Source organism: Lentzea albida, from assembly GCF_900111005.1.
Classification (GTDB): domain Bacteria; phylum Actinomycetota; class Actinomycetes; order Mycobacteriales; family Pseudonocardiaceae; genus Lentzea; species Lentzea albida.
Map to the genome: position 1 here is coordinate 76,583 of NZ_FOFV01000010.1, position 16,927 is coordinate 93,509.

16 protein-coding genes are annotated in these 16,927 nt (G+C 71.2%); 13 read left to right on the forward strand and 3 right to left on the reverse strand.

All coding sequences use genetic code 11. From position 1 onward, the window contains the following. Positions 1-77: 77 nt before the first annotated feature. Positions 78-875: an IclR family transcriptional regulator domain-containing protein gene (locus tag BMY74_RS24235; protein WP_089919838.1), complete on the forward strand. Its 798-nt coding sequence runs from the start codon at positions 78-80 to the stop codon at positions 873-875. Positions 876-895: 20 nt separating this feature from the next. Further along, complete coding sequence (locus BMY74_RS24240) at positions 896-2,209, forward strand: NAD(P)/FAD-dependent oxidoreductase (protein WP_089919840.1); 1,314 nt, start codon at positions 896-898, stop codon at positions 2,207-2,209. On the opposite strand, the gene BMY74_RS24245 is transcribed toward BMY74_RS24240, so the two are convergent. Then, positions 2,196-2,702 (reverse strand): DinB family protein, encoded by a 507-nt coding sequence (locus tag BMY74_RS24245; protein WP_089919843.1) that lies wholly within the window; start codon positions 2,700-2,702, stop codon positions 2,196-2,198. The genes BMY74_RS24240 and BMY74_RS24245 overlap by 14 nt on opposite strands. A gap of 125 nt (positions 2,703-2,827) precedes the next feature. Here BMY74_RS24245 and BMY74_RS24250 point away from each other — a divergent pair, with 125 nt between their 5' ends. The 5 genes from BMY74_RS24250 (at position 2,828) to BMY74_RS24270 (ending at position 7,681) form a co-directional block, all read left to right on the forward strand. Then, positions 2,828-3,790 (forward strand): hypothetical protein, encoded by a 963-nt coding sequence (locus BMY74_RS24250; RefSeq protein ID WP_143091691.1) that lies wholly within the window; start codon positions 2,828-2,830, stop codon positions 3,788-3,790. A 61-nt stretch (positions 3,791-3,851) separates the two neighbouring features. Next, entirely contained in the window at positions 3,852-4,718 is an 867-nt protein-coding gene (locus tag BMY74_RS24255) for an RNA polymerase sigma-70 factor (protein WP_089919846.1), read from the forward strand. A gap of 68 nt (positions 4,719-4,786) precedes the next feature. Then, entirely contained in the window at positions 4,787-5,533 is a 747-nt protein-coding gene (locus BMY74_RS24260) for an SDR family oxidoreductase (RefSeq protein ID WP_089919848.1), read from the forward strand. A gap of 146 nt (positions 5,534-5,679) precedes the next feature. Then, positions 5,680-6,639, forward strand: coding sequence for a hypothetical protein (locus tag BMY74_RS24265; protein WP_089919850.1), 960 nt, complete (start codon positions 5,680-5,682; stop codon positions 6,637-6,639). Positions 6,640-6,697: 58 nt separating this feature from the next. Beyond that, positions 6,698-7,681 carry an alpha/beta hydrolase gene (locus BMY74_RS24270; protein ID WP_089919852.1) on the forward strand — a complete coding sequence of 328 codons (984 nt, stop codon included), beginning with the start codon at positions 6,698-6,700 and terminating at the stop codon, positions 7,679-7,681. A 7-nt stretch (positions 7,682-7,688) separates the two neighbouring features. On the opposite strand, the gene BMY74_RS24275 is transcribed toward BMY74_RS24270, so the two are convergent. Further along, positions 7,689-10,355, reverse strand: a complete 2,667-nt coding sequence (locus tag BMY74_RS24275; RefSeq protein WP_089919855.1) for an ATP-binding protein — start codon at positions 10,353-10,355, stop codon at positions 7,689-7,691. Positions 10,356-10,459: 104 nt separating this feature from the next. On the opposite strand from BMY74_RS24275, the gene BMY74_RS24280 reads away from it, so the two are divergent. The 6 genes from BMY74_RS24280 (at position 10,460) to BMY74_RS24305 (ending at position 15,275) form a co-directional block, all read left to right on the forward strand. Continuing rightward, positions 10,460-10,906, forward strand: coding sequence for a VOC family protein (locus BMY74_RS24280; RefSeq protein WP_089919857.1), 447 nt, complete (start codon positions 10,460-10,462; stop codon positions 10,904-10,906). Positions 10,907-10,935: 29 nt separating this feature from the next. Then, the gene (locus BMY74_RS24285) at positions 10,936-11,529 is read left to right on the forward strand and encodes a VOC family protein (protein ID WP_245786327.1); all 594 of its coding nucleotides are present in this window, start codon (positions 10,936-10,938) and stop codon (positions 11,527-11,529) included. A gap of 271 nt (positions 11,530-11,800) precedes the next feature. Continuing rightward, complete coding sequence (locus tag BMY74_RS24290) at positions 11,801-12,769, forward strand: NAD(P)-dependent alcohol dehydrogenase (protein WP_089919861.1); 969 nt, start codon at positions 11,801-11,803, stop codon at positions 12,767-12,769. 52 nt (positions 12,770-12,821) lie between these two features. Beyond that, positions 12,822-13,328, forward strand: a complete 507-nt coding sequence (locus BMY74_RS24295; protein ID WP_089919863.1) for a DUF4231 domain-containing protein — start codon at positions 12,822-12,824, stop codon at positions 13,326-13,328. A gap of 40 nt (positions 13,329-13,368) precedes the next feature. Continuing rightward, the gene (locus tag BMY74_RS24300; RefSeq protein ID WP_089919864.1) at positions 13,369-14,841 is read left to right on the forward strand and encodes a carboxylesterase/lipase family protein; all 1,473 of its coding nucleotides are present in this window, start codon (positions 13,369-13,371) and stop codon (positions 14,839-14,841) included. After that, on the forward strand, positions 14,838-15,275 hold the full coding sequence (locus BMY74_RS24305) for a tetratricopeptide repeat protein (protein ID WP_089919867.1): 438 nt from the start codon (positions 14,838-14,840) through the stop codon (positions 15,273-15,275). The genes BMY74_RS24300 and BMY74_RS24305 overlap by 4 nt, the downstream gene beginning before the upstream one ends. A gap of 38 nt (positions 15,276-15,313) precedes the next feature. Here BMY74_RS24305 and BMY74_RS24310 read toward each other — a convergent pair whose 3' ends face one another. Further along, complete coding sequence (locus BMY74_RS24310; RefSeq protein ID WP_245786328.1) at positions 15,314-16,927, reverse strand: SDR family oxidoreductase; 1,614 nt, start codon at positions 16,925-16,927, stop codon at positions 15,314-15,316.

Sequence of the window (16,927 nt, forward strand, 5' to 3'; positions counted from 1 at the left end):
TTGTACGCTTTGCGGTTACATGAGGGTGCACCGACGTTGCGGGCATGTCAACGGGTGAGGTGCGGGAGGATGGGGCGATGACCAGCGGGCCGGACGAGCGCGACTTCATCCAGAGCATCGAGCGCGGGTTCGCGGTGCTGCTGGCGTTCGACGAGGAACGGGCCACCCCGACCCTGGCCGAGCTCGCCACGGCGACCGGGTTGTCGCGCCCGGCGGTCCGGCGAATCCTGCTGACGCTGCAACGGCTCGGGTACGTGCGCAGCGAGGGCACGCGCTGGACGTTGACACCCCGTGTGCTGAGCATCGGGCAGCACTACTCGGCGTCGCACGCGATGATCGAACTCGCCCAGCCGCACCTGCTGGAGCTGTCGGCGAAGACGGGGGAGTCGGCGTCGCTCGCCGCGCTGGACGGACGGGACGTCGTCTACGTCGCCCGCGTGCCGGTGCGGCGGATCATGAGCATCAACGTGTCCGTCGGCACCCGGATCCCGGCGTTCGCGACGTCGATGGGCCGGGTGCTGCTCGCGTGGGCGCCGGACGTCGTGGTCGAGGAGGTCGTCGCGGGAGGGCTGCCCGCGTTGACCCGGCACACGGTCACCGACGCGGGCGAGTTCCGGGCGGCGCTGCGCCAGGTTCGCTCGGACGGGTGGTCGATCGTGGCCGAGGAGCTGGAGATCGGCCTGCTCTCGGTGGCCGCGCCCGTGCGCGACCGCACCGGGGAGGTGGTCGCCGCGCTCGCGTCGTCGATGTCGGTGGGGCGATCATCTGTCGAGGAACTCCGCGGCGAGGTGGTGCCGTTGCTGCTCGACGCCGCGGAACGGATCAGCGCCGACCTGGGGCACAAGAGCTCCGCGCGGCGTGAGGGCTTCTACTGACGGTTGTACGAGGAGGACGCATGTCCGCTCGGCCGCGGGTCCTGGTGATCGGTACCGGGTTCGCCGGATTCCACTGCCTGCGCACGCTGGAGCGCGCGCTGCCCGAGGACGCGGCCGACCTGGTCGCGATCAACCCCGTCGACTACATGCTCTACATCCCGCTGCTGCCCGAGGTGGCGGGCGGCGTGCTCGACCCGCGCCGGGTCGCCGTCCCGTTGCGCAACAAGCTCAAGCGCACCCGGCTCGTGCTCGGCGCGGCCACCGGCATCTCACTGCCCGAGAAGTGCGTCCACGTCACGGACGTCGAGGGCCGCTCGTCCTCGCTGCCCTACGACAAGCTGCTGATCACGTCCGGCAGCGTCACCCGGCTGCTCTCCATCCCCGGGGTCGCCGAGCACGCCAAGGGCTTCCGGACCATCGCCGAGGCCATCCACCTGCGCGACCACGTGCTGCGGCAGCTGGAACTGGCCGACCAGTCCGACGACCCCGAGGAACGCCGTGCGCGGTGCACGTTCGTGGTGGTGGGCGCCGGCTACACGGGCACGGAGGTGCTCGCGCAGACGCAACTGCTGACCCAGGACGCGTGGCGCCACCTGCCGCGCCTGAAGGACGTGCCGCCCCGGTGGATCCTCGTCGACATCGCACCGCGCGTGCTGCCCGGCCTGGACCCACGACTGTCCGGGCCGACGAAGAAGGTGCTGCTGAAGCGTGGTGCCGAGGTGAAGCTGGAGACCAGCCTCAAGGAGATGACCGCCACGTGCGCGCGGCTCTCCGACGGCACCGAGATCCCGACACGGACCGTGGTGTGGTGTGTCGGCGTGCGGCCCGATCCGCTCGTCAGCACGTTGAACATGCCCGCGACCAACGGCCGCATCGACACGGACACGTACCTCAAGGTCTGCGAGGACGTGTGGGCCGCCGGGGACGCGGCCGCCGTGCCGGACCTGGTGCGGCCCGGCGAGATCACCGCCATGACCGCCCAGCACGCGGAACGCCAGGGCAAGACCGCGGCGCACAACATCGCGGCGTCGCTCGGGCACGGCACCGCCCGCGAGTACCGGCACAAGGATCTCGGGTTCGTGGTCGACCTCGGCGGCTGGCAGGCGGTGGCGAACCCGCTGGGCGTGCCGCTGACGAGTCTGCCCGCCAAGGCCGTGACGCGCGGCTACCACCTGATGGACCTGCCGTACGGGCGGTTCCGGACGGCGGCGAACTGGATCACCGAACTCGGCGCGGGCCGGCAGATCACGCACTTCGGCGTGGTGCCGGACCGCGGGATCACGCTCGCCCAGGCCGACCTGCCACCTGCGGCGGCCGGCCTCACGCCCCCGTGACGCCGTCGATGCCCTCGCGCAGGAAGTCCGCGTGGCCGTTGTGCCGCGCGTACTCGTGGCACAGGTGGTGCATGACCAGCCGCAGCGAGACCTCCTCGCCCCAGCGCGGCTGAAAGCCGGTCACGTCAAGGGAATCGGCCTCGCGCTCGATGCGGCGCGCGTGCTCGACCTCCGCCTGCCAGGCCGCGAACGCCTCGGACCGCGTGGAGTCCGAGGCGTCGTAGGCGACCTGGTAGTCGTTGTCCCGCGACCACACCAGCGGCAGGTCCTCGCCGTTGATGACCTTGCGGAACCAGGTGCGCTCCACCTCGGCCATGTGCCGGACGAGGCCGAGCAACGTCAACGCGGACGGCGGCATCGAGCGGCGCCGCAGGTCGTCGTCGCTCAGGCCGTCGCACTTCATCGCGAGGGTGGCGCGGTGGAAGTCGAGGAACGCGCGCAGGGTCTCGCGTTCGCCCGCCTGCAACGGCGGGCTGGGACGTTCGGTGATCACCGCGTCAGTTTGCTCACGAAACGCCTCTGCCGCACGCGGATTTGGTGTAGGTGTAGAGCGTCGTCTACTTGGTTCTGGGGGAATCAACGATGCGTGTATTCGCGATGGCCGCTGCCATCAGCTTGGTGTGCACCACTTTCACGGCGACGGGCGCGGTGGCCGAACCGGCCACCTGCGACTGGGTCGTGTCGAAGGTCCCGGCACCGTCCGGCTACGAGGACGCGCGCACGGAGGTCAAGGGCACGGACAGCCACGGCAACTACTCGGGCACCTCGTTGAGGCCGGGCACCAACACGAATGACGTCGTGCTCTGGACCGGCGGGAAGCCGGAGGTGGTCCAGGAGCTCGCGCACCTGCAGTGGGCGCAGGTGGCCGACGAGAACTCCGCGGGAACCGTGCTGGTGAACGGGTACCTCCCGGCCGCCGGTCGGTGGGCACCCCTGCGGTACTCGGGCGGGCACCGGGGTGCGGGCACGATCAGCGAGCTCACCGCTCCGGCCGGCTACCGCGCGAACAACGCGATCTCGATCAACGCACGCGGTGACGTGCTCGGCAACGGCACGCGGATCGCGACCGGTGAGAGCGTGACGCTCCTGTGGTCGACGATCGCGGCGGCGCCCCAGGTCATCGAGTGGTCCGTGGGATACCCGCAGGACCTGGACGACGACGGCACGGTGCTGTTCCGCCACCCGTCCGCGAACGGGGGACTCCTGTGGCGCAACGGGGTCGTGACGCCGCTCGAGCACCGCGGCAAGCCCCAGTACGTCCAGGCGATCCGCGGCGGCAGGGTGGTCGGTCACGAGGTGACCTCGTGGCCGAACTCCCAGGCCCTGCTGTGGGACGCCACCGGTGCGGTGACGCCGATCGAGGGCGGCGGATCCGCGTTCGCCATCAACGCGGGCGGGCTCGTCACCGGTCAGCGCACGTCGTTGACGGGCAAGGCGGGGGTCTGGCGGACCACCGCGTTCGAGGCGGAGCTCCCGCTGCCCGACGGCGTCTCCGGTGTCTCGGAGCTGTTCGTCGCCGGGGACGACGACAGCCTGTTCAGCAAGTCGGGCTCCGGGCCGCTGCGCTGGAGCTGCGAGTAGGAAGCGCCACAGCACACCTCTCTCCTCGCGGCGCTACGGTGGCCGTGAGGAGAGGTGGCTGATGACGCAACAGCTCGACGAGGCCGAGTCGGCGTTCAAGGCGGCCCGGCCCAGGCTGTTCGGCATCGCCTACCGCATGACCGGCAGCGTGGCGGACGCCGAGGACCTGGTGCAGGAGGTGTGGCTGCGCTGGCAGCTCGCGGACCGCGCGGCCGTGCGCAATCCCGAGGCCTACCTGGCCACCGCCGTCACCCGCCTCGCGATCAACGAGTCGCAGACCGCGCGGGCCCGCCGCGAGACCTACGTCGGGCCGTGGCTGCCCGAGCCCGTGGACACCTCCGCGGACCCGCAGGTCGGCGCGGAGCGGGGCGCCGTGCTGGAGCTCGCCGTGCTGATGCTGCTGGAGAAGCTCACCCCGACCGAACGGGCCGCGTACGTGCTGCGCGAGGCGTTCGACTACCCGTACCGCGAGATCGCCGAGATCGTGCGGACCAGCGAGGTGGCGACGCGGCAGCTGGTCAGCCGGGCGCGCAAGCACCTCGCGGACGAACGGCGCGTGCCCGTCGAACGCGCGGACCAGCGCAGGCTGCTGGAGGCGTTCGTGGCGGCGGCGCAGGCCGGTGACCTGGCGGCGCTGGAGGAGCTGTTCGCGCAGGACGTCGTGAGCTGGTCCGACAGCAACGGCGCGATCCGGGCGGCCGGTCGCCCGCTGTTCGGCGCGGCCTCCCTGGCGAAGATCATCTCGGGCTGGGCGCCGTCGTTCTGGGCCGGTGCCGAGGCGTCGTTCGTGGAGGCGAACGGGCTCAGCGCGGTGCGGCTGCGCAAGGACGACGGCACCTACGCGGTGATCACCATCTCCGCCTCCTCCGAGGGCATCGACCAGGTGTTGTGGCTGGTCAACCCGTCGAAGCTGGGAGCGTTCCAGTAGGCCTGTCACAACCTCGGGGCCTGTCCTGTCTTAGCTCGTGAACACCCGAACACGAGAGGGATGGACCCATGAGGATCGTTGTCATCGGCGGCACCGGGTTGATCGGCAGCCAGGTCGTGAAGCGGCTCGGCGAGCACGGCCACGACGCCGTGCCCGCGTCCCCGAACAGCGGCGTGAACACGCTGACCGGTGAAGGCGTCGAGGAGGTGCTGAAGGGCGCCGACGTGCTGGTGGACGTGTCGAACTCGCCGTCGTTCGCCGACGACGACGTGATGAACTTCTTCACCACGGCCACCACGAACCTGACCAAGGCCGCCGCCGCGGCGGGCGTCGGCCACTACGTCGCGCTGTCGATCGTCGGCACCGACGAGCTGCCCGAGTCCGGCTACCTGCGCGCGAAGGTGGCGCAGGAGAAGCTCATCAAGGAGTCGGGCCTCACGTACTCCATCATCCGAGCCACCCAGTTCTTCGAGTTCGCGGGTGCCATCGCGAACTCCGCCGAACAGGACGGCGTCGTGCGCCTCCCGCACGGTGGCGTCCAGCCGGTCGCGGCCTCCGACGTCGCCGCCGTGGTCGGCAGGACCGCCGCGACCGCGCCGATCGGTGGCGTGCTGGAGATCGGCGGGCCGGAGGAGTTCACAATGGACGGTTGGGTGCGCACCGTTCTGGCGCACCGCAAGGACGAGCGCGAGGTCGTCGGCGACCCGCAGGCCAAGTACTTCGGCACGTTCCTGACGGGCAAGCAGCTCGTGCCGAACGCCGGCGCGCAGCTGCAGCCGACCAGCCTGCGGGAGTGGCTCGACGCCGGGAACTGACCCGCGGACCGGGGATGCGGCCGAACGGCCGCATCCCCACAGCACCTTCGTGAAGGGGTGGCAGGTTCGCTCGGCCTCTGGGTAGCGTGGGCGCCGCTTGGCTCACGAACTCTGGGGGAAACATGAGTCGAAGACTGTCTTTTGCTGTGTCCACGGCACTTCTGGCCACGGTGGTCGCCGCGGCACCTGCCCACGCGACCACGACGATCACCGAGCTGGGCGGCCTGCCCGGCTCGGCCGTCAACTGGGTGGTCGCGATCAACGACTCGGGTGTCGCGGTGGGAGGGTCCAGCACCGACGGCGGGTACCGCACCAGCGCGGTGAAGTTCGACGCGGGCGGCGCCTCCGAGCTCGTCGGACCGGCAGGTGCGCTCACCCATCTCTACGCGGTCAACAACAACGGCGTCGGCGCCGGCCTCACGACCGCGGGCGGCACCAGGCCGATCCGGTTCGCCGCGGACGGCACCTACCAGGTGCTCGGCGTGCCGTTCGGCTACACGCGCGCCTACGCAAGCGCGATCGACGACTCCGGCACGGCCTACGGGATCGCCAGTGACCACATCACCAATGCGCAGATTCCCGTGCGCTGGAGGCCGAACGGTGTGTTCACCTCGATGAAGATGCCCTCGGGGGCCACCTGGGGGCACGTGACGACCGCCTCGCCGAACGGGTACGTGGTGGGCTTCGTCGGCGGCGACGGCATCGGGACCACTGCCGTCCGCTGGAACCCCGACGGCAGCGTGACCACGCTTGCCGGGCTCACGGAGAACGTCAGGAACACCGCTCAGGCCGTGAACCGCAACGGTGACGTGGTCGGCACCGCCGACGACGGGGAGCAGTCGTTCGGCGTGCGGTGGCGCGCCGACGGTGCGATCACCAAGCTCGCGGCGAGGGTGGAGCCGAAGAGCATCAACGACCTCGGCGTGACCGTCGGCTGGGCCTACCACGAGGGCAAGCAGTTGCCGTTCCGCTGGAACGACGACGGCGAGAAGCTCGAGCTCGGTCTGCCCGAAGGCACCGACAGCGTCTACCAGCTGGACATCAACAACGAGGGTGTCATCGTCGGTTCGGCGGGGATTGCCGCGTACAAGTGGACCGTCAGTTGACTCGGGGTGGACGTATATCGTGACCACCGCACGGCTCACGAACTCTTGGGGGATTGAAATGAGTCGAAGACTCTTCTTCGCGCTGTCCGCGGCACTTCTGGCCACCACGGCGGTCACCGCTCCGGCGCTCGCGGACGTGACGATCACCAACCTGGGTGGCCTGCCGGGCGCCACCCACAACAGGGCGTACTCGATCAACGACTCGGGCGTCGCGGTGGGCGCATCTTTCGGGAACAACGTGCTCCGCGCCGTGAAGTTCGACGGCAACGGCGCATCCGAGCTGGTCGGCCCAGAAAGCCACGTCACCAGGCTTTACAAGGTCAACAACCTCGGTGCCGCCGTGGGCTCCACCTTCGTGTCCCCGGGTACCGTGCCCATCCGGTTCAACCCGGACGGGACCTATGTGCTGCTGAGCGTCCCGTTCGGTTTCAGCACCGCTCGAGCAACCGCGATCGACGACTTCGGGACGGCCTACGGCACTGCCACCAGCGAGGACGGACGCCAGATCCCGGTGAGGTGGCGGTCGAACGGCATCCTCACGAGCATGAAGCTGCCGCAGGGAGCCACCTGGGGCTATGTGACGGACGCTTCGCCGAACGGATACGTGAGCGGACTCGTTTCCGGCAGTGGGCTGAGCACCCTGGCGGTGCGGTGGAACCCCGATGGCAGCGTGACCACGCTCCCCAGGATGGCTGACGGCGAACCGACCATGGCGTATGCGGTGAACCGGCACGGTGACGTGGTCGGCACCGGCAAGTTCTCGAATGACGAGGGAACGTTCGGCGTTCGTTGGAACGCTGACGGGTCGATGAACAAGTACGGCCCTGACGCCGAGCCGCAGAGCATCAACGACCAGGGTGTGGCGGTCGGGTGGAGCCCTGGGGAGAACGGACCGCGCCCGTACCGCTGGACCAAGGACGGCGACGAACTCGCCCTCGGTCTTCCCGAAGGCACTGTCCGCGTGGAATCGATCGACATCAACAACAGTGGTGTGATCGTGGGGACGGCGAGCGACCGCGCGTACAAGTGGACCGTCAGCTGACCTGAGCTCAGAACCTCGCGTCGCGCAACTGCCGGCGCGAGGTCACCCCCACCTTCCCGAACACCTTGCGCAGGTGCCATTCCACGGTGCGCGGGCTGAGGAACAGCCGCGTCCCGATCTCCGGGTTCGAGTACCCCTCCCGCGCCAGCCGCGCGATCTGGTACTCCTGCGCGGTCAGCTCGTCGGTGGGCTCGGCGGTGCGCTTGCGGGCCGTCTCGCCGGTGGCGTGCAGTTCCCGCACCGCGCGGTCTGCGAAGGCCGACATCCCTGACGCCACAAGCAGCTCGTGTGCGGTGCGGAGGTGTTCGCGGGCCTCGACGCGCTGGCCCTCGCGGCGCAACCACTCGCCGTAGAGCAGGTGCGAGCGGCCGAGTTCGCCGCGCAGGGCCGTCTGTTCGAAGTGCGCGATCGACTCGGCGAAGGCGCCGGGGTCGCCGTTCAGCGCGCGGAGCCGGGCCGTGATCCCCGACGACCAGTGGGTGTCGACCCAGTCCGAAGAGCGTTGCAGAGCCTGCGAAACCAGCGCCGTGTCGCCGGTGCGGGAGGCGGCCTCGGCCAGTTCGGACGTGATCAGGCAGCTGTAGACGAGGGTGTCGGGCACGCGCAGTGCGGCGTCGCGGGCCAGGTCGTGGCGGCCCAGTCCGTTGTGGAGGATCGCGGCGGTCCAGTCGGCGATCACGGCCAGCCGGCCCTGCCCGGCGCGCAGGGCCTCCTCCCGTGCCGCGGTGGCCAGGTCCTCGCCGCGGTAGGCGGCCTGCAGCAGCACCGCGTAGCCGACGGGCGGGGTGCCGGTGACCTCCGCGATGCGGCGGTCCTCCTCGATCAACGCCTGCGCGGCGGCGGGTTCGCCTGCCAGCAGTTCGTTGTCCGCCAAGAAGTTCAGCGCGAACTGCAGCTGCACGAGCGCGCCCGCGTCCCGCGACAGGCGGACCTGCTGCTGGGCGAACGCGCGGCGGGTGTCGAAGTCCCACAGCTCCGTCGCGACGATCCCGCCGGCACGGTTGCCGAACAGCCACGGCGCACGGCTGACGTCGTCGGCGCCCACCTTCACCGCGCGCAACTCGTCCAGGGCGCGCGTCATCAGCGGCACGGCGTCCGCGTAACCCGACGTGATGCGGGTCGTCAACGCGTCGAGCACCAGGTCCAGGGCGCAGGCGGGGGTGCGCGCCGGGGGAGCGGTGCGGGCGGCGTCGGCGAGTGGCGCACCGGCCCAGATCGAGGCGGAGAGCGCTTCCAGGTGGGTCTCGCGGGCCAGGTCCGCGTCGAACGGCGTCAGCCTGCGGGCCGCGCTGAACAGCAGGGGAGCGGCCTCGGCGACCTGGCGCCGGTCGAACGCGATGTGCCCGCGCAGGTGCTCGACCTGGGCGCTGCGCAGCTCGTCCGGCGGCCCCGCCTCGACAGCGGACAACAACCGCAGTGATGCCTCCAGCGCGCCCGCGTCGCGCTTGGCCCGTGCGGCGGCGAGCTCGCGGGCGGCCCGGCGGCCGGGTTCGGGGGTGAGCACGGCGGCCTGTTCGAGGAACGCGGCGGCGGCCAGCAGCCCGCCACGGGCCTGTGCGCGACCGGCGGTGTTCTCCAGCGCGGCCGCGACCTCCTCGTCCGGCGCGGCGGTGCCCTGCGCCCGGTGCCACGCGCGGCGGTCCGGGTCGATGGCCGGATCGGTCACGTCGGCCAGCGCCTGGTGCACGCGCAGCCGGTCCGCGGTGGACGCCGAGCGGTACACCGCGGAGCGCACGAGCGGGTGCCGGAACCGGACGCGCGCGCCGAACTCGATCAGCCCGGTCTCGAGCGCCGCGGCGGCGGGGTCGGCGCCCAGTCCGAGCAGGCCGGCCGCCTGCCACAGCAGGGTCGCGTCGCCCAGCGGTTCGGCCGCGGCGGTCAGCATCAGCAGCCGCGTGCCGGCGGGCAGCGGCGCGATCTGCCGGGCGAACCCGGCCTCGATGCGGCTGGTCAGCGGCTCGGCGTCCAGCCCGTCGGCGAGTTCGGCCGCGGTCCACGCGCGGGGCAGCTCGAGCAACGCGAGCGGGTTGCCCCGCGCCTCGGCGACGATCCGGTCTCGCACCCGGCCGTCCACCGGCCCCTTGACCACGGACTCGAGCAGCGCCCGCGCGTCCGCGTCGTCCAGTCCTCGCACGAACAGCTCGGGTAGCCCGTCCAGGTAGTCGTTGGTCTCGCGCAGCACGAAGACCAGCGCGATCCGTTCGGCGAGCAACCGGCGGGCGACGAACCCGAGCACCGCCGAGGACATCGAGTCGAGCCACTGCGCGTCGTCCACCAGGCAGACCAGCGGCTGCTCGTCGGCGACCTCGGCGAGCAGCGTCAGCACCGCCAGCCCGACCAGGAACCGCGTCGGACGCGGGCCGGAGGCCATCCCGAACGCGGTGCCGAGCGCCTCGCGCTGCGGCGCGGGCAGCCGGTCCAGCCGGTCGAGGAACGGCACGCACAGCTGGTGCAGCCCGGCGTACGGGAACGCGCTCTCGGACTCGACGCCCGCGGCCCGCGCGACGCGGAAACCCGAGGCCCGCGCCGACACCCGGTCGAGCAGCGCGGTCTTGCCGATCCCGGCCTCACCGCGCAGCACGAGCACCTGACCAGCGCCGGACCGCGCCTGCGTGAGCAGTCGATCCAGCGCCTCGCCCTCGGCGCTTCTGCCGAGCAGACCTTCGTCCGACACGGGCCCGAGCCTACGGGCCAGGGGGTGACCAGGGTGTTCCACGGGTTCGAAGCGGCCCCCTGCCGGAGCAGTCTCGTGTCATCAACCGAAGGAGATGAACCCCGATGGACTACAAGTTCGAGGTGACCGTCATCCCGGTCGGCGACGTCGACCGGGCCGTGCACTTCTACAGGGCGCTGGGCTGGCGCTTCGACGCCGAGTTCGCCGACGACGAGGGCTACCGCCTGGTCCAGTTCACCCCGCCCGGCTCGCCCGCCTCGATCATCTTCGGCACCGGCGTCTCGAACGCCGAACCGGGCAGCGCCGAGGGCCTGCACCTGGTCGTCGACGACATCGAGGCGGCCCGCGAGGACCTCGCCGAACGCGGCGTGCGGGTCAGCGAGGTCTTCCACGACAAGACCGGCGTCTTCCACCACGCCGGCACCACCGGCCGGGTCTCCGGCCCGGACCCCGCCCGCACCAGCTACGGCTCGTTCGCCTCGTTCAGCGACCCGGACGGCAACGGCTGGGTGCTCCAGGAGGTCACGACGCGCCTCCCGGGACGTGTGTGATGACCGACTACCGCGAAGGAAGCACTGCCGTGAAGCTCGACCAGATCGACATGAAGCTCGAAGTCACCGTCATCCCCGTCACGGACGTGGAGCGCGCCAAAGCCTTCTACACCAAACTCGGCTGGCGCCAGGACGTCACGCCGCCGTGGGTCGTCCAGTTCACCCCGCGCGGTTCCGGCGCCTCCATCCACTTCGGTGAGGGCATCACGACCGCCGAACCCGGTTCAGGCCGGCACTTCCTGGTCGTCCCGGACGTCGTGGCGGCGCACGAGGCCCTGGTGGCCGAGGGGATCGAGGTCGGCCCGCTCTACCACCCGACCCCGGACGGCCCCGTCGAAGGCGCGGACCCCGAGCGCCGCAGCTACGTCACCCGCGCCGAGTTCGCCGACCCGGACGGCAACACCTGGGTCCTGCAGGAGGTCACGACCCGCCTGCCCGGCCGCGTCGAGCCCGGTGAGACGTCCTACGCGTCGATCACCGACGTGGCCGCGGCGCTGCGCAGGGCCGCGGCGGCCCACGGCGAGCACGAGAAGCGCAACGGCGGCGAGTACGACCAGAACTGGCCCGAGTGGTACGCCGAGTACCTCGTCAAGGAGCAGACGGGCGAGCAGCTGCCGCTATAAGCCCGGATGATGTCGGGTGGGCGCCAGGTCGCGCCCCGGAAGTTCGTCGGGTGGCAGTAGCGGCCGAGGGCCCCGGAGGCGGCGCCGCCGCGACGCCCGAACACGCCCGGTACGAGGGCATCGCGGCGGCACCGCCTCCGGGTCTCTCGCCCGCGCCTGCCACCGGACGAACTTCCGGAACAACGTCCCTGGACATCACACCTAGGGAACGTCCCGGATGTGTGAGGGCGTTCCCGCGCTTTACCTTCTCCCGCAAGCGAGGGAGGACGCGATGAAGGCCATCGTGCAGGACAGGTACGGCTCCGCGGACGTGCTGGAGCTGAGAGAGGTCGACAGGCCGGTGCCCGCGGCCGGCGAGGTGCTGGTGCGGGTGCGGGCGTCGTCGGTGAACGCCGCCGACTGGCACGTCATGCGCGGCGACCCGTACTTCGCCCGCCTGTTCCTGGGGCTCAGGGGACCCAGGGCGCGGATCCGGGGGATGGACTTCGCGGGTGTGGTCGAGGAGGTCGGGCCCGGGGTCAGCGGCATGGTCCAGGTGGGGGACGAGGTGTTCGGCGAGGTCGAGGGGGCGTTCGCCGAGTACGTCCGGGTGCCCGCGCACCTGGTGGCGCACAAGCCTTCCAACCTGACGTTCGAGCAGACGGCGACGCTGCCGCTGGCGGGCAACACCGCGTGGATGGGCCTGCGGGAGCTCCAGGCGGGGCAGAAGGTGCTGATCAACGGCGCGTCCGGCGGGGTCGGGCTGATGGCGGTGCAGATCGCCAAGGCGCGCAAGGCCGTCGTGACCGGGGTGTGCAGCACGCGCAACGTCGAGCAGGTCCGTTCGGTCGGAGCGGACCACGTCGTCGACTACCGGACGACGGACTTCACCCGCACCGGGCAGGTCTACGACGTCGTGTTCGACCTGGTGGGGAACAGGTCGATGAGCGCGCTGCGGTCGTTGCTCACCCCGGACGGCACGCTGGTGCTGTCCGGAGGCGGCAGCTTCACCGGCGGCGTGCTGTTCGGCCCGTACCGCTTGATCATCCAGGGCAAGGTGCTGTCGTGGTTCACCCGGCAGCGGCTCGTCGTGCTGGAAGCCAAGCCCAGCAGGGAGAACCTGGCCGCGCTGCGGGAGCTGGCCGAGTCGGGGCGGCTGGTGCCGGTGATCGAGCGGACCTACCCGCTGACCGGCGCGCCGGACGCGATCCGCCACGTGGAATCGGAGCACGCGCGGGCGAAAGTCGTCGTCACCGCCTGAGCCGTCCCCTACTCTGCGCATCGGGGAGCCGTTTTCGGGTGAGGGGAACCAGATGAGGACCATCCCGATCTTTCCGAGGCGCATCGCGGAGATGAGCGACGGCGTGGTCGCGACGGCGGACGCGTACGCCATGTGGTTGCGGACGTTCTACGACGTCCGGGCCCGCTGGCACCGGCGCTTCTACCGGATCAGCGGGATGCTGGTGATCCTCGTCGGCGCCTCGCTGCCGGTGCTGACGAGCCTCGACTACGCGAACAAGGAGGTGGTGATCTCGCTCGCGGGCGTGGTCGTCGCCGGCCTCACCGGGCTGCGCGCGTTCTACCGGTGGGACCAGTCGTGGATCCTGCTGCGCAACAGCGAGATGGCCGTCACCGCCGCGTACCTGGAGTGGAAGACGGCGCCGGGCAACTTCCCCGTGAGCGAGGACGCCGAGCAACGGGCGGTGCAGGAGAAGGCCGCGTGCGCGTTCATCGACAAGCTCGGTGAGCTGCGGCGGCAGGAGGCGACGACGTACTTCAAGGACGTCGCGTTCCCGGATCTGAACGGTGCCAAGACGTAATTCCCTCGCTTTCCGCGGGCGATCGGGCCACCATCCGCGCATGGTCGAGGTTCGGGTCACCGGGGGAACGGTTCGTGGCGCCACCGGGTCGGGGACGGTGGTGGTCCGCGGCATCCCGTTCGCCGCGCCGCCGGTCGGCCCCCGGCGGTTCGCCGCGCCGCAGCCGGTCGAGCCGTGGGACGGCGTGCGGGACGCGCTGGAGTTCGGGCCGCCGCCACCGCAGGCCGGGGTGTTCGGCATGGACACGATCGGTTCCGCGGGGCACGACTGGCTGACGCTGAACGTCTGGTCGCCCGGCCTCACCGGTGACCTGCCGGTGATGGTGTGGATCCAGGGCGGCGCCTACACGGTCGGCACGTCCGGACTGCCCGAGTACGACGGCACGCGGCTGGCGTCCGGCGGCGTGGTGGTCGTGACGTTCAACTACCGCGTCGGCATCGAGGGTTTCGGGCAGATCGAGGGCGCACCGGCGAACCGCGGGCTGCTGGACCAGGTCGCGGCACTGGAGTGGGTGCGCGACAACATCCGCGCCTTCGGCGGCGATCCGGGCCGCGTGACGGTCTTCGGGCAGTCGGCGGGAGGCGGTTCGGTGGCGGCACTGCTCGCCATGCCGCGCGCAAAGGGCCTGTTCCACCGGGCGATCGCGAGCAGCGTGCCGGGCGTGTTCTTCAGCAGGGAGCTGGCCGCCGACATCGCCGCCTCCTGCGCCGCCGAACTAGGGCTGCGCCCCACCGCCGCCGATCTGTCCACTGTGGAACCGGAACTCCTGCCCGCGGCGGGAGACGAGGTCATGGCGCGCATGCACGAGGTCTCGAGGTGGGGCCAGGCCGCGCACAAGCGGATCCCGTTCGCGCCCGTGGTCGACGGCGACGTCCTCCCGGTGACGCCGTGGGAAGCGCTGAGAGCGGGCGCGGCACGGGACGTCGAGCTGGTCTGCGGGCACACGCTGCACGAGCAACGCCTGCTTTCCGTGCTGGAGGGGGTGGTAGGCAACGTGACGCCGGAGCAGGCGGCGGAGGCGGCAGCGGTGTTCGCGCCCGGCCTCGCCTACCCGGACCTGGAGCCGGAGGAACTGTTCGAACTGGTCTGCTCGGACTGGCTTTTCCGCATGCCGTCGCTGCACCTCGCGGAGGCCCAGGTGGCAGGAGGCGGCCGGGCGCACGTCTACGTGGTCGCCTGGTCGCCGACCGAGACGTTCCGCGCGTGCCACGGCATCGACGTGCCGCTGGTGTTCGGCACCATCGACCGCGGGCAGTCGTCCGCGGTGCTCGGCGAGGTCACGCCCGAGGCGGAACAGGTTTCCGCCCGCATGCGGCGGGCGTGGACGGGCTTCGCCGTGCACGGCGACCCGGGGTGGCCCGCCTACGCCGCGGACCGCCTGACGCGGGTGTTCGACGTCGAGGACTCGGTGACCGCCTACCCGCAGGAGCGGTCGCGGCGGATCTGGCAGGACCACACGTGGGAATACCTTGCCCTGCAAGACGTTGTACGGGCCGGAAGGGAGGATCGATGAACAACGAGTTCTCGGTGCACGACAGCACGGGTTTCAGCAGCTACCGGCCTGGTGGGGTGGCGGCGGACCGCTGGGTGACCGTGAGGCACCTGTTCGACGAGGGCCACGTCGAGACTCCCGCCGAGAAGTGGGAGCGCGGGCAGCTGGTGTTCGAGTCCGGTGACTACATCCGGGCCGCCGAACTGCTGGCCGACGTCGCCGGCGAGGTGCCGTTCCAGACGGACCTCCGCCTGCTGCTGGCCCGCGCGTACTACCACTCGGCGCAGCTCGGCAAGGCCGAGACGCAGCTGCGCGAGATCGTGGACCGCGACCCGGTCGAGCACTACGCGCACCTGCTGCTGGGGCGGACGCTGCAACGGCAGGGCCGGCCGGAGGAGGCCGCGCCGTGGCTGCGGCTGGCGGCTGCCTTCGGCGGGGAGCTGGCGGACGTTTAGGCGGTGTGTGGCTCAGCACGGCGTGCTGAGCCACACCGTCACGTGACGTCCAGCTTGGCGAAAGTGCGCAGCAACCCCGGCGCGACCAGCCCGGCGACCCGGGCCGCCCTGGCCTCCACCGTCACCGGCACCACCGCCCGGTTGCTCCGCACAGCACGCACGATCTCCCGAGCCACCCCCTCAGGACCGAAACCCCGGCGCGCGTACATCCGCGAGGCGCGCTCCTGCTTGCGGCTCTCCTCCGCGGAACTGACCCCGGAGAACGTCGTGGTGGCCGTGATGTTCGTGTTCACGATCCCCGGACAGATCGCGCTGACGCCGATGGCGTGTTCCGCGAGTTCGGCCCGCAGGCAGTCCGAGAGCATGAACACCGCCGCCTTGCTGGTGGCGTACGCGGAGAGGATCTTCGACGGCAGGTACGCCGCCGCCGAGGCCAGGTTCACGATGTGACCGCCCTCGCCGCGCTCGACCATCAGCTCGCCGAACGCCCGGCAACCGTGCACGACGCCCGACAGGTTGACGTCCAGCACCCGTTGCCACTGTTCCGCGGAGGTCGAGAGGAACGAGCCGGAGTGGCCGATGCCGGCGTTGTTCACGACCACGTCCGGCACGCCGTGTTCGGAGGCGACCTGCTTCGCCCAGGCGCGCACCGCGTCCTCGGAGCGCACGTCGACCTCGTAGGCGTGACCGCCGACCAGCGCGGCGGTCTCCTCGGCCGCTGCGAGGTCCACATCGGACACCACGACCCGTGAGCCCGCCTCGGCGAACGCCACCGCGGTCGCCCGGCCGATGCCGCTGCCGCCACCGGTGATCACGACGAGCTCGCGCCGGGGAGTGGAGTCCGTGACGAACTCGCTGATCATCCGGGCGAGCGCCGCGGGGTGGCTGAGCGGCGCCCAGTGGCCGGCGGCGATCCTGCGGCGCGTCAGGGACGGCACCCAGCGTTCGAGGTCGAGCGGTTCGGTGCGGATGTAGCGGTCGCGGGTCGGCTGGACCACCTGCACGGGCATGGGGGCGAAGCGCTGCCTCGGGGACCGCATGACCTGCCGGATGTTGGCGCGGTACAACGAGATCCCGCGCACCGCGTCGGACGTCAGCGTGCGCGCCGGCTTGACCTTCACGCCTTCGAGTCGTTGCAACACCCCTGCCCAGCGCGGGCCGAGGTAGAGCCGCCAGAACAGGGGTGCGAGCACCGGCAGGTGGAACGCCGCGATGTACCAGGAGCGGAAGAACTGCTTGAGGTGCGCGATCGACAGGCCCTTCCGCGACCAGTGGCCCATGTGGTCGAGGCACGGGCCGGAGATCGAGGTGAACGTGGCGATCCGCGCGCCGGGCGTGGTCACGGCCTCCCATGACTGGATCGAGCCCCAGTCGTGGCCGACCAGGTGCACCGGCTCGTCCGGGCTGACCGCGTCGATCACCGCGAACAGGTCGGCCGCCAGCCGTTCGAGCCGGTAGTCGTCCTCAGTGGACGGAACACCGGACTCGCCCGCGCCCCGCACGTCGTAGGTGACGACCCGGAAGTCCTTCTCCAGCACCGTGGCCACGCGATCCCAGACCTCGTGCGTGTCCGGGTACCCGTGCACCAGCACCACCGTCGGACCGGACGTGCCGCGCACCTGCACGGCCAGGTCGACATCGCCGGAACGCAC

What these genes read in the sequence shown, in the direction of transcription:
- BMY74_RS24235 (WP_089919838.1), top strand. Translation starts at nt 78, where the DNA reads ATGACCAGCGGGCCGGACGAGCGCGACTTCATCCAGAGCATCGAGCGC.
- BMY74_RS24240 (WP_089919840.1), top strand. Translation starts at nt 896, where the DNA reads ATGTCCGCTCGGCCGCGGGTCCTGGTGATCGGTACCGGGTTCGCCGGA.
- BMY74_RS24255 (WP_089919846.1), top strand. Translation starts at nt 3,852, where the DNA reads ATGACGCAACAGCTCGACGAGGCCGAGTCGGCGTTCAAGGCGGCCCGG.
- BMY74_RS24260 (WP_089919848.1), top strand. Translation starts at nt 4,787, where the DNA reads ATGAGGATCGTTGTCATCGGCGGCACCGGGTTGATCGGCAGCCAGGTC.
- BMY74_RS24270 (WP_089919852.1), top strand. Translation starts at nt 6,698, where the DNA reads ATGAGTCGAAGACTCTTCTTCGCGCTGTCCGCGGCACTTCTGGCCACC.
- BMY74_RS24280 (WP_089919857.1), top strand. Translation starts at nt 10,460, where the DNA reads ATGGACTACAAGTTCGAGGTGACCGTCATCCCGGTCGGCGACGTCGAC.
- BMY74_RS24290 (WP_089919861.1), top strand. Translation starts at nt 11,801, where the DNA reads ATGAAGGCCATCGTGCAGGACAGGTACGGCTCCGCGGACGTGCTGGAG.
- BMY74_RS24295 (WP_089919863.1), top strand. Translation starts at nt 12,822, where the DNA reads ATGAGGACCATCCCGATCTTTCCGAGGCGCATCGCGGAGATGAGCGAC.
- BMY74_RS24300 (WP_089919864.1), top strand. Translation starts at nt 13,369, where the DNA reads ATGGTCGAGGTTCGGGTCACCGGGGGAACGGTTCGTGGCGCCACCGGG.
- BMY74_RS24305 (WP_089919867.1), top strand. Translation starts at nt 14,838, where the DNA reads ATGAACAACGAGTTCTCGGTGCACGACAGCACGGGTTTCAGCAGCTAC.